The organism is Desulfovibrio desulfuricans DSM 642, from assembly GCF_000420465.1.
GTDB lineage: Bacteria > Desulfobacterota > Desulfovibrionia > Desulfovibrionales > Desulfovibrionaceae > Desulfovibrio > Desulfovibrio desulfuricans.
The window spans coordinates 473,942-488,778 of sequence record NZ_ATUZ01000013.1 but is presented as its reverse complement, the minus strand read 5'-3'; the positions used below and the strand labels follow the sequence as shown (position 1 = coordinate 488,778).

Annotated in this window: 14 protein-coding genes; 6 read left to right on the top strand and 8 right to left on the bottom strand. The window is 56.9% G+C overall.

Annotated elements, in window-relative coordinates; genetic code table 11:
- The first annotated feature begins 11 nt into the window (after positions 1 to 11).
- The 5 genes from G449_RS0107735 (at position 12) to G449_RS0107715 (ending at position 5,010) form a co-directional block, all read left to right on the top strand.
- Positions 12 to 1,112: a hydrogenase small subunit gene (locus G449_RS0107735; RefSeq protein ID WP_022658736.1), complete on the top strand. Its 1,101-nt coding sequence runs from the start codon at positions 12 to 14 to the stop codon at positions 1,110 to 1,112.
- Between the two features lie 11 nt (positions 1,113 to 1,123).
- Entirely contained in the window at positions 1,124 to 2,938 is a 1,815-nt protein-coding gene (locus G449_RS0107730; RefSeq protein ID WP_022658735.1) for a nickel-dependent hydrogenase large subunit, read from the top strand.
- Between the two features lie 51 nt (positions 2,939 to 2,989).
- The gene (gene cybH / locus G449_RS0107725; protein WP_022658734.1) at positions 2,990 to 3,694 is read left to right on the top strand and encodes a Ni/Fe-hydrogenase, b-type cytochrome subunit; all 705 of its coding nucleotides are present in this window, start codon (positions 2,990 to 2,992) and stop codon (positions 3,692 to 3,694) included.
- Between the two features lie 124 nt (positions 3,695 to 3,818).
- On the top strand, positions 3,819 to 4,352 hold the full coding sequence (hybD, locus tag G449_RS16485) for a HyaD/HybD family hydrogenase maturation endopeptidase (protein ID WP_022658733.1): 534 nt from the start codon (positions 3,819 to 3,821) through the stop codon (positions 4,350 to 4,352).
- Between the two features lie 205 nt (positions 4,353 to 4,557).
- A complete protein-coding gene (locus G449_RS0107715; protein ID WP_022658732.1) occupies positions 4,558 to 5,010 on the top strand; it encodes an acyl-CoA thioesterase in 453 nt (150 codons plus the stop codon).
- Between the two features lie 73 nt (positions 5,011 to 5,083).
- On the opposite strand, the gene lolA is transcribed toward G449_RS0107715, so the two are convergent.
- From lolA to efp, 3 genes are all read right to left on the bottom strand, one after another.
- On the bottom strand, positions 5,084 to 5,755 hold the full coding sequence (lolA, locus tag G449_RS0107710) for an outer membrane lipoprotein periplasmic chaperone LolA (RefSeq protein WP_022658731.1): 672 nt from the start codon (positions 5,753 to 5,755) through the stop codon (positions 5,084 to 5,086).
- A 40-nt stretch (positions 5,756 to 5,795) separates the two neighbouring features.
- Positions 5,796 to 8,243 (bottom strand): DNA translocase FtsK, encoded by a 2,448-nt coding sequence (locus G449_RS0107705; RefSeq protein WP_022658730.1) that lies wholly within the window; start codon positions 8,241 to 8,243, stop codon positions 5,796 to 5,798.
- An 84-nt stretch (positions 8,244 to 8,327) separates the two neighbouring features.
- Positions 8,328 to 8,885, bottom strand: coding sequence for an elongation factor P (gene efp, locus G449_RS0107700; RefSeq protein WP_022658729.1), 558 nt, complete (start codon positions 8,883 to 8,885; stop codon positions 8,328 to 8,330).
- Between the two features lie 186 nt (positions 8,886 to 9,071).
- Between efp and yihA the strand changes: the two genes are divergently transcribed.
- Positions 9,072 to 9,752 carry a ribosome biogenesis GTP-binding protein YihA/YsxC gene (yihA, locus tag G449_RS16480; RefSeq protein ID WP_022658728.1) on the top strand — a complete coding sequence of 227 codons (681 nt, stop codon included), beginning with the start codon at positions 9,072 to 9,074 and terminating at the stop codon, positions 9,750 to 9,752.
- A gap of 194 nt (positions 9,753 to 9,946) precedes the next feature.
- Here the strand turns inward: yihA and G449_RS0107685 are convergent, their stop codons facing one another.
- The 5 genes from G449_RS0107685 to tsaD all read right to left on the bottom strand — a co-directional run bounded on the left by G449_RS0107685 (position 9,947) and on the right by tsaD (position 14,777).
- Positions 9,947 to 11,404 carry a cation diffusion facilitator family transporter gene (locus G449_RS0107685; RefSeq protein ID WP_022658726.1) on the bottom strand — a complete coding sequence of 486 codons (1,458 nt, stop codon included), beginning with the start codon at positions 11,402 to 11,404 and terminating at the stop codon, positions 9,947 to 9,949.
- 179 nt (positions 11,405 to 11,583) lie between these two features.
- Positions 11,584 to 12,315: an outer membrane protein assembly factor BamD gene (locus G449_RS16475; RefSeq protein ID WP_022658725.1), complete on the bottom strand. Its 732-nt coding sequence runs from the start codon at positions 12,313 to 12,315 to the stop codon at positions 11,584 to 11,586.
- Positions 12,308 to 13,234, bottom strand: coding sequence for a thioredoxin-disulfide reductase (gene trxB, locus G449_RS0107670; protein ID WP_022658724.1), 927 nt, complete (start codon positions 13,232 to 13,234; stop codon positions 12,308 to 12,310). The genes G449_RS16475 and trxB overlap by 8 nt, the downstream gene beginning before the upstream one ends.
- A complete protein-coding gene (gene trxA / locus G449_RS0107665) occupies positions 13,231 to 13,554 on the bottom strand; it encodes a thioredoxin (RefSeq protein WP_022658723.1) in 324 nt (107 codons plus the stop codon). Before trxA ends, trxB begins: the two co-directional genes overlap by 4 nt.
- Positions 13,555 to 13,715: 161 nt before the next feature.
- Positions 13,716 to 14,777 (bottom strand): tRNA (adenosine(37)-N6)-threonylcarbamoyltransferase complex transferase subunit TsaD, encoded by a 1,062-nt coding sequence (gene tsaD / locus G449_RS0107660; RefSeq protein ID WP_022658722.1) that lies wholly within the window; start codon positions 14,775 to 14,777, stop codon positions 13,716 to 13,718.
- Positions 14,778 to 14,837: the final 60 nt, after the last annotated feature.

Sequence of the window (14,837 nt, the reverse complement as noted above, 5' to 3'; positions counted from 1 at the left end):
TCGAGGTACTTATGGCTCATCTCGAAACTACTGAACAAGCCTTGCGTAATCGTGGTGTCAGCCGTCGAGATTTCATGAAATTCTGTGCGCTTACAGCCGTTGCCATGGGCCTTGGCCCTGGGGCGGATCTGGCCATCGCACAGGCATTGTCCACCAAACCGCGCGTCCCAGTGCTATGGATAAATGGTCTTTCCTGTTCGTGTTGTACCGAATCATTTTTGCGTACAGCCCACCCGCTGGCGACCGACATTGTGCTCTCGATGATCACAATGGACTATCAGGACACCATCATGGCCGCCGCTGGCGATCAGGCCAATGCCGCCTACGAGGACGCCATCAAAAAGTACAAGGGCCAGTATATTCTTGCTGTTGAAGGCAACGTGCCGCTCAACGGCCAGGGCATGTACTGCATTGACGGTGGCAAGCCTTTTTATGAAAAGCTCAAGGAAGGTGTGGAGCATGCCAAGGTTCTCGTGGCCTGGGGAACCTGCGCCTCATGGGGCTGCGTGCAGGCTGCCCACCCAAACCCCACGGGCGCTACCCCGCTGCACAAGCTCTTTCCCAACAAGCCGCAGATCAAGGTTCCCGGCTGCCCGGCCATCCCTGAGGTCATGAGTTCAATCCTGACCTATATCATCACATACGACCGTCTTCCCACTCTTGATTCGCAGGGCAGGCCGGAAATGTTTTACGGCAAGCGCGTGCACGACCACTGCTACCGCAGGGCCCATTTTGACGCGGGTGAATATGTGGAATCGTGGGACGATGCGGGCGCTCGCGCTGGCCTGTGCCTGTACAAGATGGGCTGCAAAGGCCCCACCACCTACAACGCCTGCCCTTCCACACGCTGGAACAACGGTGTCTCCTTTCCCATTCAGTCCGGGCATGGCTGCATAGGCTGCTCGGAACAGAACTTCTGGGATCAGGGCTCGTTTTATGACCGCATCACCACCATTCCGCATCTCGGCACCAACGCAACGGCTGAGACCGTGGGCGTTGCCGCTGTGGCGGGCGTGGCCGCGGGTGTTGCCGTACACGGCGTTGCCAGTATGGTGCGCCACGCAGGTAGCAAAAACACCAAGAACTCCTCCGACACCGACTCCAAAAACTGAGGAAATACCCCATGGCATACGAATACACTACTTCTCAGGGTTATGCCGTTAAGGACTCGGGCCGCCGCGTGGTTGTAGACCCCGTTACCCGTATTGAGGGGCACCTGCGTTGCGAGGTGAACCTTGACGACAGCAACGTCATCACCAATGCGGTTTCGTGCGGCACCATTTTCAGAGGTATTGAAATCATCCTCAAAGGCCGCGATCCGCGCGATGCATGGGCCTTTGTTGAACGCATCTGCGGCGTGTGCACGGGTACGCATGCCCTTTCCTCCGTGCATGCGGTGGAAGATGCGCTCGGCATACAAATACCAGACAACGCCAATATCATTCGCAATATCATGCACCTGTGCCTCATGTACCATGACCATCTGGTGCATCTGTACCATCTTGCGGGCCTTGACTGGGTGGACGTTGTGTCTGCCGCCAAGGCTGATCCCAAGGCAACATCGGAGCTTTCGCACAAGCTCACCCCCTGGCCCAATTCCTCGCCGGGCTACTTCAAATCCATCAAGGATCGCCTCAACCGCGTGCTTGAATCCGGGCAGCTGGGCATTTTCACCAACGGCTACTGGGGGCACCCTGCCTACAAGCTGCCGCCCGAAGCCAACCTGCTGGTGGTGGCTCACTATCTGGAAGCCCTGGATTTCCAGAAAGACATGGTGCAGATACACACCATCTTTGGCGGCAAAAATCCGCACCCCAACTGGCTGGTAGGCGGCGTGCCCTGCTCGCTGAACCTCGACGCGCATGGCGCTGCCGACGTTATCAATCAGGAACGTCTGGAACTGGTGTTGCAACTTATTGAGCGTTGCCGTGATTTTGCCCAACAGGTTGTCATACCGGACACCCTTGCGCTGGCCGCCTTCTATAAAGACTGGCTGAACATAGGCGGCGGACTTTCCAAGCTTTCCGTGCTTGCTTACGGCGCAATACCCGACATTGCCAATGACTACTCTGAAAAAAGTCTGCTGCTGCCCCCTGGGGCCATCATCAACGGCAACTTCAACGAAGTGCTGCCTGTTGACCTGCGCAATCCTGAAGAAATTCAGGAAAGCGTGTCCCACTCCTGGTACAAGCCCTACCCCGGCGGCAAAACCGGTCTGCACCCCTTTGACGGCATGACCGAACCCAACTACGCCCCCGGCCCCAATATCAAGGGCACGCCAACAGATCTCAAGCAGGTGGACGAACGCGACAGGTATTCGTGGATCAAAACTCCGCTCTGGCGCGGGCATCAGATGGAAGTGGGCCCGCTGGCGCGCCTGCTGGTGGGCTATGCCAGGAAGGACACCGAGATCAAGGGCCTCATTGATGAATTCCTTGGTCAGGCCAAGGCGCCGGTCTCTGTGCTGCAATCCACCCTTGGCCGCATTGCAGCCCGCTCGCTGGAGCTGGCATGGTCTGCCGACAAGATGCGCTACTTCTACGACAAGCTTGTGACCAACCTTAAAAACGGCAATCTTGCAACAGCCAACACCAAGCTTTGGAAGCCCGAAAGCTGGCCCACCGGCACCCTGCGCGGCATTGGCTTTACGGAAGCTCCGCGCGGCGCTTTGGGGCACTGGGTCACCATCAAGGACAGGAAGATCGAGAACTACCAGTGCGTTGTTCCCACCACCTGGAACGGTGCGCCCCGCAGCCCCGATGGACAGCTCAGCGCCTACGAGGCCTCGCTCATGGGTACCAAGATGGCGGTTCCCAACCAGCCCCTTGAAATCCTGCGCACCCTGCACAGCTTTGACCCCTGCCTGGCCTGCTCCACGCATATCCTCGGGCCGGACGGATCAGAGCTCATCTCGGTGCGGACAGACAACTGCTTCTAGCGTTCGGGCAATCCGAGACGCGGGATACAAGCCTTCCGCCGGGAGAACGTCATGAGCGAACAACATCTTCTGCCGCAACTGCCAATGGGCAAAAGCATATACGTCTATCAACTGCCCATACGCATCTGGCATTGGGTTATGGTTGCCTGTGTCATTGTGCTTATTGTCACTGGCTACATTATCGGCAAACCCTGGCTTTCCGTCACTGGTGAGCCGTACGAAACCTTTTACATGGGCTACACCCGCATGGCCCACTTTATTGCGGGCTTTGTGCTGATTATTTCAACAGTGCTGCGCTACATATACGGCCTTGTGTGGGGCAACCGCTTTTCGCGCGAGCTTATCATCGTGCCGGTGTGGAGCAAGGACTGGTGGAACGACCTGTGGCAGGACGTACGCTGGTATCTGTTCCTGAACAGGGAATGCGCCGCGCATGTGGGGCATAATCCGCTGGCGCAGCTGGGCATGGGCACGGGCATGATCTTCATGCTTGTCATCATGCTCACGGGCCTTGGCATGTACGCGCAGGACAGCCACGTGCCGTTTATCCGCTTTTTCGCCTTTGTGCAGGACTGGATAAACAACTGGTTTGGCGGCAACGGGCAGATGACCCGCAGCCTGCACCGATTGGGCATGCTGCTGCTCATCACCTTTGTAACCGTGCATCTGTACATGGTCATTCGCGAAGAAATCATGGGCAAGACCACCCTGGTTTCGTCCATGTTCAGCGGATTCCGCGAACGCCGCAAGCCATAACCTGAGGTAGCTTTAGAGTTGCGTGAGGCGGCCCAACCGGGCCGCCAAACAGATAACAAAAACACGCCTGCGTGGCTTGCCCGCCAAAGGCGGCACTACTGCCGCAAAGGTGTATGGAAATCTCATGGAACAGATCGTCATTCTTGGTCTTGGCAATATTCTGTACGGCGATGAAGGCTTTGGCGTACTTTTGGCGCAGCGGCTTTACGCCCATTGGGATTTTCCTGAAAACGTGGAGGTTGTGGACGGCGGCACCCAAGGGCAAACCCTGCTGACCTTTGTGGAAAGGGCCGACAAGCTGCTGGTGCTGGATGCGGTCGATTTTGGGCTGGAACCGGGCGAACTGGTGCTGCGCGACAATGTGCCGGCATACCTGACTGCGCAAAAGATCGGCCCGCACCAGAACAGCTTTTCGGAAGTGATGGGCCTTGCCGCCCTGCGCGGCACAGCCCCGGAGCACTGCGCCCTCATCGGCGTGCAACCGGCGGCCATGACGCTGGCAGCTCCCCTGTCCACTCCGGTCAGCGAAAGTTTTGAAGCAGCCCAAAGCATGGCGCTGGATGTACTGCGGCAATGGGGCATTGACCCTCAGTTACGGGCGCAGCCGCGCCACCTTTCCGCAGCTGTGCTCGACAGCCTTGTTCAGGGCTGCGTGTAAGGCGCACAAGGCAGCAAGGCCGAGGGTATGGCAAACGCGTACAAACGGCTTGTCTGACTGCTTGGCAAAACGTGCCCTGACAAATCTGTAACAACCTTTTCTTATCAACCAGAAGACACGCGGGCAAAATTAACGCAAGCCCGCGTGTCTTTTATTTTTTACCTGCAAGGGGTATGGTCTGCGCCATCACAAATGCGGAGGACATATGGCCCGGATCAACATATACACGCAGCAGATCACGGTTGGGCAGGATGATATCGACATGCAGCACCGCGTCAGCAACCTGCGCTATATGGCCTGGATGCAGGATGTGGCTGTTGCGCATTCCGCCGTTTGCGGCTGGCCTATGGAGCGATACGACAGCATTGGTCAGGGCTGGGTGGTGCGCCAGCACACCATCACTTACAAACGCCCGGCCTTTCTGGGTGATGTGATTACAGCCGCCACATGGATTGCATCCTACGCTTCGCGTCGCAGCCTGCGCCGCTATGCCTTCTGGAATGCAAAAGAAAAAGCTCTGCTTGCAGAGGCGGAAACCCAGTGGGTCTTCATTGATATGACCAGCGGTAAACCTGTCAGTGTGCCGGGCGAGCTACAGGAGTCTTTTCCCATAGTAGACGAAGATGCGCCGGGCGTATTCCGGCGCTTGTGCGTGTAGCCTTAGCCCATAAGCACAGCAAAAGGCCGTGGAGTTTGCGAACCCCACGGCCTTTTGCTGTGCTGTAATCAGTTTATTTAAAGAGTTCCTTTTCCTGCACCTTGCGGTCAATGCGGTCTTCAACCTCCACGCCCTTGGGCGCGGTAAAGGTGAAGTCTGATTCTTTCAGCGAGGTATCGGGCTTGAACTGCGTAAAGCGCACGTCGTTGGAATTGCCGTAAAAGTCAATGATGCTGGCCCGGCGGATATAGCCGGTGGAAGGCTCGACCCACAGAAGCGCCTCAACCATCTGCGGGGCTGGTTCCTTGGGGTAAAGGTGCAGCTTGGCGAAGCCGTTTTCCTGCCCGGCTTCCTTGACGTCAAAATCTTTGGTCAGCGCGGCCTGCCCGGTTATGACCTGAATGATGGTGCGCGAATCGCGCACCAGTTCCAGGGGGTAGCGGTAGGCAATTTCTTCATCCGCAAGATAATCCCAAATTTCCTTATGAGTTACCACAAGGGTTTCTTCATGGGGTTTATCTGTCTGCCAGCGAATGAGCAGGGGCTTCTGGAACAGCAGGCTGCCCTGCCGTTTCTCCACCGAGCCGCTTTCCTTATGGGTCAGCGTTTGCTCAAACGTGGCAGAAAACGTGCGCAGCTTTTCATACCGCGCCTGGATGGTCGCCGCTATATCCGCAGCCTGCGCGGCTGAAGCCACAAGAAGAACAAGCCCGGCTGCCAAGGCCAGCATGCCATTTATGCGCATAACACCTCCACGGCATAAGCCGCCAGTTGTGCTGTTTGATTTATTTGACCACAGCGCGCGGCTTGCTGCCGTCTGCCGGGCCGATGATGCCATCGTGCTCAAGCTGTTCAACCAGACGCGCGGCACGGTTAAAACCTATTTTGAAGCGGCGCTGCACCAGCGATATGGATGCGCGCCCCTGCTCGCTCACAAAGGCCTGCACCTCGCCGTACAGGGGATCCTGCGCGGCATCGCCGCCACTGCCGCTACCACCGCCGCTCACAGAGTCCAGCCCCCACTGTGCAAAGTCCACCTTGTAGGAGGGGCTGAGCTGCCGCTTCCAGTAGCTCACCACGGCCTGCACATCTTCATCGCTGAGGAAGGGGCCGTGCAGACGCTGCAAGCGCCCACCGCTGGGCTTGAAGAGCATATCGCCCCGGCCAAGCAGGTGCTCAGCGCCCACCTGATCAAGGATGGTGCGCGAATCGTGCTTGGATGTGACCTGAAAGGATATGCGGCACGGAAAGTTCGCCTTGATAAGCCCTGTCACCACGTCCACACTGGGGCGCTGGGTAGCAAGAATCATGTGGATACCGGCGGCGCGGGCCAACTGAGCAAGGCGCACAATACTGGTTTCCACCTCGCGGGCAGCGGTCATCATGAGGTCTGCCAGTTCGTCAATAACAACAACAAGATATGGCAAAGGCTCAAGGTCGGCAAAATCCGGGGGCAGATCATTCTTGCAGGCGGCCAGCTTCTGGTTGAATCCGGCCACATTGCGCACCCCAAGGCGCGCCATTGCTTCGTAACGGCGATCCATCTCGTGCACGGCCCAGTCAAGGGCGTTCTTGGCCTCGTTCATTTCCGTGACCACAGGATGCACAAGGTGCGGTTCATCCGCATACACGGCCATTTCAATGCGCTTGGGGTCAACCAGCAGCAACTGCATATCCTTGGGCTGGGTGCGGTACAGCAGGCTGATAAGAATGCCGTTAAGGCAGACGCTCTTGCCCGCGCCCGTAGCGCCAGCCACAAGCAGATGCGGCATGCGCGCGAGGTCGGCCATTACGGGCTTGCCCGCGATGTCCTTGCCCAGAATCATGGTCAGGGGGCCGCACCCTTTGCGGAAAGGCTCAGAGGCAGCAAGCTCCCTGAAATTGACGGTTTCGCGGTTGTCGTTGGGTATTTCAATACCCACCGTATCCGTACCGGGAATGGGCGCCTGAATACGCACGGCAACGGCCTTGAGGGCCAGCGCCAGGTCATCGCTGAGGTTGGCGATACGGCTCACGCGGATGCCGGGGGCAGGGCGCACCTCGTACATGGTGACCACAGGCCCAGGCGTGACATGCACAAGCTCGCTCTGGATGTCAAAATCCCTGAGGCAGGCAATAAGGGCCTTGCCCCGCGCCTCGCGGTCTTCCTTATTGTTGTTGCCCGGCACTTTGACAGGCGGGGCCAACAGCTCAAGCCCCGGCAGCGGAATGGCGGCCTTGCGGCCTGTCATGCCAGCAAGCAGCCCGGTCAGGCCGCCCTGCTTTTTGGGGGCTTCGGCAGCAGGGGCGGCAGCACTTGCTGCCTTGCCGCCAGTATTCGGGGCAGAAGCGGCAGGCGAGGCAGCATGCGCCGCGTCATCCTGAGCCAGATCATGCGCACCATCGTGCACAGGATCGTGGGCCGGGGCATTGCCCTCCTGTTCGTCAGCATAGGCCGCGCCTGCAGAAACAGCAGGCGAAATGGGCATGCCGTTGATGTCTACCGCCACGGCAAAGGGATCGTCAGCATCCACTTGTGCTGCCGGGCGTTGTGCCCCTGGCTCATTTGCCTGCGCTCGGGCCGCTTTGGTCTTTTGTTCTTCAAAGACATCAGGCAGCGAGTCAGCCGTGGGCTGAATGTTGCCAAGGCGGTCGCGCCAGCGCTTCCAGAATTCCATGGAAGGCAGGCGCAGATCAAGCAGCGACCAACGCCGCTTGCCGTCTTCGCCTTCCGGTTGGCTTTCTGCAACAACAGGCCCGGTTGCGTTGCCCGCACGGGCGGCAAGCCTCGCCTGCGCCCAGTGCAGCACACGCGCCGCCACATTGAACCATGAGATATTGCCCGCAAGCTGCATGCCCACAAGCGCCACAAATATCCATACCAGGGCAGAACCGCCCGGGCTCAGATATCGGCTGGCATTGAGGTGCAGGGCATTGCCCACCATGCCGCCGCCCCACATGTCGCCAAGGGTGATATCCGAGGCGGAGCCTATGACAAGAAGGCAGACGGTGAGCAAAAAGAAGCCAAGCCAACGCGACCAGTGCAGGCTGTACGAAGGAGAAACGTAGGCCGCCCCCAGCGCACCGAAAACCAGTGGGCAGAGATAGGCGGCCACGCCAAACACATCGTTAAGAAAACCCGCAGTGTACGCGCCGAAAAGGCCAGCCTTGTTCTTTACCTTGACAACACCGCTGACCACATGGTTAAGGCTGGGGTCGTTGGCGTCAAAACTGAGCAGGCTGAGCAAAAGCAACAGCGCCCAGAAGATAAGAAAAAGGCCAAGAAGCTCACGGCTGAATTTATGGGCGTCCGTAGGGCTACCCTCCCGAACCGGTCATCATTCCCGGCCCAGGTATTCCTTGGTGCGCGTGTCAACCTTGATGCGATCGCCTTCGTTGACAAAAATGGGCACCTGAACCGAAATACCGGTTTCAAGCTTGGCAGCCTTGGTGACGTTGCTGACAGTGTCGCCCTTGGCGCCGGGCTCGGTTTCAACAACCGCAAGCACAAGGCTCAGCGGGATGTCGATATCAAGGGGGCTGCCCTTGTACAGCAGCACGCGGCATTCCTGGCCGTCCTTGAGAAAGCCTTCCTTGCCATCCGTGGTGGTGATGTGCATCTGGAGCTGTTCGTAGGTGGTCATATCCATGAAGATGAGATCATCGTCCTGACGATAGAGAAACTGCATGTCGCGGGTTTCCAGATCGGGCTTGTTGACCTTTTCACCGGAACGGAACGTTATATCCTGCATGCGGCCAGTAAGGATATTGCGCAGCTTGGTACGAACCATAGCGCCACCCTTGCCGGGCTTGAAATGCTGAAAATCAACGATTTCGTAAGGGGTGCCTTCGACTTCGATCTTCAGACCCTTGCGAAAGTCTGTGGTAGAATACATTTGTCCTCCTAACATGTCGCCGCAAAATGGCGCAAACGGGCGTAAGGCCGATCATTTGCCAACTGCGGCAAGAGCGGCTACCTTAATACGGAAGTTGGCTGAAAATGTCAGCCCTGAATTGAAAATATTTGCTGAAAGATGCTTGCTTGTCAAGACACAAAGTTAAAGTATTACATGAGGTTTATCATGAATCCTGTTCTTACCCTTGAAACTACAGCCTATACTCTTGAGCAGCTCATATCACTGCCCGAGGCGCAGATAGCCCTTGCGGGGCGCTCCAATGTGGGTAAATCATCGCTTATCAACGCGTTGGCTGGCCGCAAAAAACTGGCAAAAGTCAGCTCCACGCCCGGCAAAACCCGCTCGGTGAATTATTACCGCGTGACACCCCACGACTTTTATCTTGTTGACCTGCCGGGTTACGGCTATGCCCGCGCAAGCCATACGGAACGCGAAAAATGGGCGCGCCTGCTTGAACGGTATCTGGTGGAATGCGCTGGCCTCAAGGCCCTGGCCCTGCTGCTCGACAGCCGCCTTGAACCCCAGAAGCTCGACAAGAATCTGGCGTCCTTTGCCCGCACCAACGGCCTGAATATTGTGCCGGTGCTGACCAAGGCAGACAAGTGCAGCCAGCGGGAGCGCGCCAACCGCCAGAATGAATGGCAGGAGCTGCTCGGCACCCGCCCCATTGTCACGTCTTCCAGCAACCGTTACGGCATTGATAACCTCTGGCGCGCGCTCGTTGAAACAGCGGTTCCCCAGCGCCTGGCCCCCGGCACACTCAATGCCGCAGACGCGGAAGCTGAGCCGCATGATGGCGCTATTGCTGAGCAGGAGCCGCAGGAACAGGCTGAAAACCAGAATTGATTCACAGCAAGAAATCTGCCTGCTCCACTTTTGTCAAAGCCCGCTACAGAGTGGAATCTCCCCAAAAACAGGATTATGGCGCTGATTACAACAGCGCCGTAGTCAAGGCTGAAATCAGCAGACAGTTGCGCTGAAAGGGAGCGGCGGCGCGGTGATTTTATTAAGCCACATGCCCGCCAGATGCACTTGGACTGTTATGCCGCAGGGGTATTTGACACAACCGCCGGTTCCATGTGGATGCTCAGACGCCCCAGTTGAGGCACTGCGGCACGAATGCGCTTTTCAAGGCGCGTGCAGACGTTGTGCGCCTCTTCCACAGACAGCCCCACACTCACATTGCAGTGGAATGAAATGCAGACACCCTGCTCTGGCAGCACATAGGTAGAAAACTTGTGCGGCATGGCCGCCAGAGGCTCATTTTCCACTGCTGCCTTGATTTCACGCCAGGCCATCTCGGAAAAAGGAACGGAAACCGAAGCGCCCGGTTCCAGCGCAGCGCTTGGGGCCTTGGGCTCCATGTGGCTGACGATTTCAACACCCGGCAATGCCTCCCGCAGTGTATCCTCAAAAGCCTTGACCCGCGCGTACGCCCGGTCAAAGGGCATCTGGCCCGGCAGTTCAACGTGCAGCTCAATATGGCAGGCGCTGTCTGCGCTCAAAACATGCACATCATGAACCGCAAGGCCGTGCTCAGATGCGGCAACCTGCACCAGGGCAAAGGGGTTGTTTTCATCAATGCGGCACGATTTGCGAGGCTCCACGTGCACGGTCACATCCGCACCGGGTAGAACGCCGGACACAGCTTCTTCAGCCTCATGCGCGAGGCGGTGCCCATCGCTTACCTTCAGGCCCGGTGCAACGCCAACAGTCAAATCCACAAAACTCTGGGGCCCACTGGTGCGCACACGCACCCGCCTGACCTCGGAAATGCCCGCGATCTTTCGCACGGCTACCACAATGGCTTCGCTCGCCTGTGATGAAGCAGAATCCATCAGCATATTCACGGCATCCGAGGCCATATGCATGCTTGCCCGAAAAATAATCGCAGCTACAAGCAGGGCCGCCACCGTATCTGCCTGCGAAAGCACACGGCTTATGGGCGCAGGCAGTTGCAGGGCCTGCGCAAGCCATACAGCCAGCACCCCCACAAGCACTACGGCAGAAGAAAGAATATCTGTGGAAAAATGCAGGGCATCAGCTTCAAGAGCCTGACTGTTAAAATTTTTGGCAACCCGTCGCAAAACGCGTACCCGGTTGATGTCAACAGCCATGGAAATCGCCATAACGCCAACACCCCAGAGGGAAGGCACAACAGGGCTTGAGCCTGAAGCGAGGCGCTGAACGCCCTCGTACACCACCCACGCGCAGGTGGCGAACAAAAGCACCGTTTGCGCAAGAGCCGAGAGGTTCTCGGCCTTGCCATGCCCGTAAGGATGCCGTGAATCAGCAGGCTTGGCTGAAATTCTCACCGCAGCAAGGGTAAGGGCAGCCGCCAGCAGATCAAGCCCGCTGTGCAAGGCTTCAGACAATATGCCTAGGCTGTTGGTATACAAGCCGACCGCAAGCTTGATGCTGGTAAGCCCCAGTGCCGCGAGCAGCGAAAACATGGCTGCGCGGCTTTTTTCGCTGGCGCCGTTATCCATAACGTTCATGGCGAGTTTCCTACAGAAAGATTACTATGCAGAATTTGCGAGGTTGACGCGCAACACGCGCCAACTGCTAGCGTATTCAGAATATTGTAAAGGGGCAATGAGAGACAAACCGGCTGTTTTTTGCAAAACAGCCGGTTTGTAATAATCTGATAACCTTCAGGAAAAAACGTTACGGATTGTTACAGCCAGGTAAACCACCGCTTCCAGCTGCCTTCACGCTTTTCGCGAACTTCCTGCGACTGAGCCTCACGGTAATTGTGATAGGCAGCGAGGCTCTTTTCCTTGGCATGATCGGCAACTTCAGGCACATCCTTGAAGTTATTCATAATGTATTCATAACGATGCCAGGCCGGACCGTACTTTTTCATGTGCCAGAACACATCGGCAATATACAGTTCGTGTTCTGCCATGAGCTGACGGCACGTGCGCATATGTTCTTCCGCGCTCTTGGAATAGGGCGAGTCGGGGAAGGTCTGGCGCAAGCGGTCAAAGTAGTCGTAAGCTTCCTTGAGTTCTGTGGTGGCCCTGTCGATGGAGCGGAACTGCTTCATGAGCGACATGCCAGTCTGGTACAGAACATAGGGAATGGCTTCGTGACGAGGATGCAGCGACTCGAAATCCTTGTAGGTTTCGGCAGCAAGCTCATATTCCTCGTCAAGGAAGTAGGCATCTGCAAGCGACAGTTCCGCATCAACCGTGTACGGGCTGAAGGGATATGTATCGCGAAGTTTGTTGTACAGCTCCACGGCGCGCACGTAGTTTTTCTCACTCATGGCGTCATTGGCGGCTTCAAAAACCTCCTGGGCGGTGTCTTCCGCCGGCGGCAGGTAGATCATATCAATGATGCCGCAACCGGAAACCGCAAACATGCTTATGACAAGCAAAATGGAGCGAAGCAGTTTTTTATGCATGGAGCTGTTCCAAAAATACAAACGCCGCCTGCGCGGCAGTTGCGCCGTCACCGGCGGCAGTGATTACCTGACGACAAAGCTTGGAGCGAATATCACCGGCTGCAAAAACGCCCGGAATGCTGGTACGCATTTCCGTATCGGTGATAATGAAACCTTGTGCGTCACGTACGACCTCTGCGGGCAAAAAGCCGGTGGAGGGTTCATATCCCACGTAGACGAAAAGCCCGTCTACGGGCAAATGGCGTTCCTCTCCGGTCTTCAGTTCCTTAACCGTCAGACCTGTCAGCTCGTTTTCGCCGTGCAAACGGCTCACAACGCTGCTGCGCAGGATCTCGATCTTGTCGCCATAGGCGTCAAGCTTATCCTGATAAATCTTGTGCCCGCGGAATTCATCGCGGCGATGGATAAGATAGAGCTTTCCCACAATCTTTGCAAGATAAAGCGACTCTTCCAACGCCGAATTACCACCGCCTACAACCGCCACGGTCTGATTGCGAAAGAAATTGCCGTCGCAAATGGCGCAATAGGAAACGCCATGGCCGCGCAGCCGGTCTTCGCCCTCAAGCCCAAGCGGCTTGTGGTGCGCTCCGGAACAAACAATGACCGTCTTGCCGATGTAATCCACGCCGCCAGCGCGAACAGCAAAACGCCCAGCCGAACCGGTTACGGATTCAACAGATGCAGCTTTGCGGTCAACATCAAGGCCGGTCAGGTGCGCTTCAAAAAGATCCGCCAGCTCGTAACCCTTGATGCCCTTGGGAAAACCGGGATAGTTTTCCATGGCCTCAGTTTGCAGAATCTGACCCCCCGCTGCCAGTTGCTCGGGCATAAGCACCGAGCAACCAGAGCGGGCCAGATACATTGCTGCCGTAATGCCAGCGGGGCCGCTGCCTATGACTACGGCATCATATTCTTTCATGCCAGAGCCTTTGTATCGATAAGGTCTTTCAGGGCAGCCTTGGTCACAGCACCTGTGATCTGCTCTACCGTTTCACCCTTTTTGAAAAGGACAAGAGTCGGGATAGCGCGGATGCCAAACTTGGTGGGCGTGGCCGGATTTTCGTCCACGTTCATTTTTACGACATGCACCTTGCCGTCATACTCAGTGGCCAGTTCGTCAATGATGGGGCCAACAGCGCGGCAAGGACCGCACCAGGGAGCCCAAAAATCGAGCAGAACCGGAAGATCGGACTTGAGCACAACGCTTTCAAAGGTGGCGTCAGTGACCTGTTCAGCCATAACTATCTCCTTACGTTGCTTTGTATCGCTCCACGGCCACTATTGGCCTGTGACGCGAACAGAAGCGCATTTAAAGTGTATGCTTCTGTATTGACTAAGAGTAGATACCAATGTGCTCTCTGTCAAGACAATCTCTTGTTTTGCAAGGTCTCTTGACACTTTCAGCACAAGCTGCACAACATGTCATCGGGAATGATTTTGCCGCGGGGTATGGTCTCCATACGCAGATCATGGCTGAAACCCCTTGCGCCCAAGAGCCAGCCAGCATGGGCAATCATTGCAGCATTATCGGTACATAACAGAGGGCCGGGAATATAAGCCTGGCCTCCCCTGCCTTGCATGAGCAGTTCAATTCGTTCACGCAGCAGTGAATTGCAGGCAACCCCACCCGCCATCAGCAGTGTTGTAACACCGGGGTTGCGGTCAAGCGCCCGAGCCATCTTGGCGCACAAGGTATCCACAACAGCCAGATTGAATGAAGCGCAATAATCTTTAAGCGCTTGCGGCGCATGGGCAATGTCTGTCAGGGGACGAGGCCATTCCTGCCCCGCCAACTGATGCGCGGCAAGCCCGGTGGCGGCTGTCTTGAGGCCGCTGAAGCTGAAATCAAGATTGTCATTATCAAGATAAGGCCGGGGAAACATGGCTGGCGTGGCGTGCCCTGCCCTGGCCAGAGCATCCATAAGCTTGCCGCCAGGATAAGCCAGACCCAGGAATTTGCCAACCTTGTCAAAAGCTTCACCAGCTGCGTCATCAAGGGTGCGCCCAAGGAGGCGGCAATCCCAGGACGATTCAAGCCTGTAGATGTGCGTATGCCCGCCCGACACCAGCAGACCAAGGGCCGGAAAGTGCAATTCCTGCTCCAGCCCTACTGCCAGAAGGTGCGCATGCAGGTGGTTAACCCCAAGAAAGGGTTTGCCAAGACCAAGGGCCAAGCCTTTGGCAAAGGCAACGCCCACCAGCAGGCTGCCAAGCAGACCTGGGCCACGCGCCGCTGCCACAAGATCAATATCAGAATTGACCTTGCCGCTACGCCGCATCAGCTCGTCAAACAGCGCGCCCACAAAGCGGTAATGCTCGCGCGAAGCCAGTTCCGGCACCACACCGCCAAACAGGGCATGCACATCGGCCTGGCTTGCAAGCACGGCATCCACGAGCCGCCCGTCTTCAACCAGCGCCAATGCGGTTTCGTCGCAAGAACTTTCAATTCCCAAACACAACATGCGGTTCGCCATTTACGGTCAGAGGCCGGTACAACAAGGCAGCCGCCGCAAACACGCGGG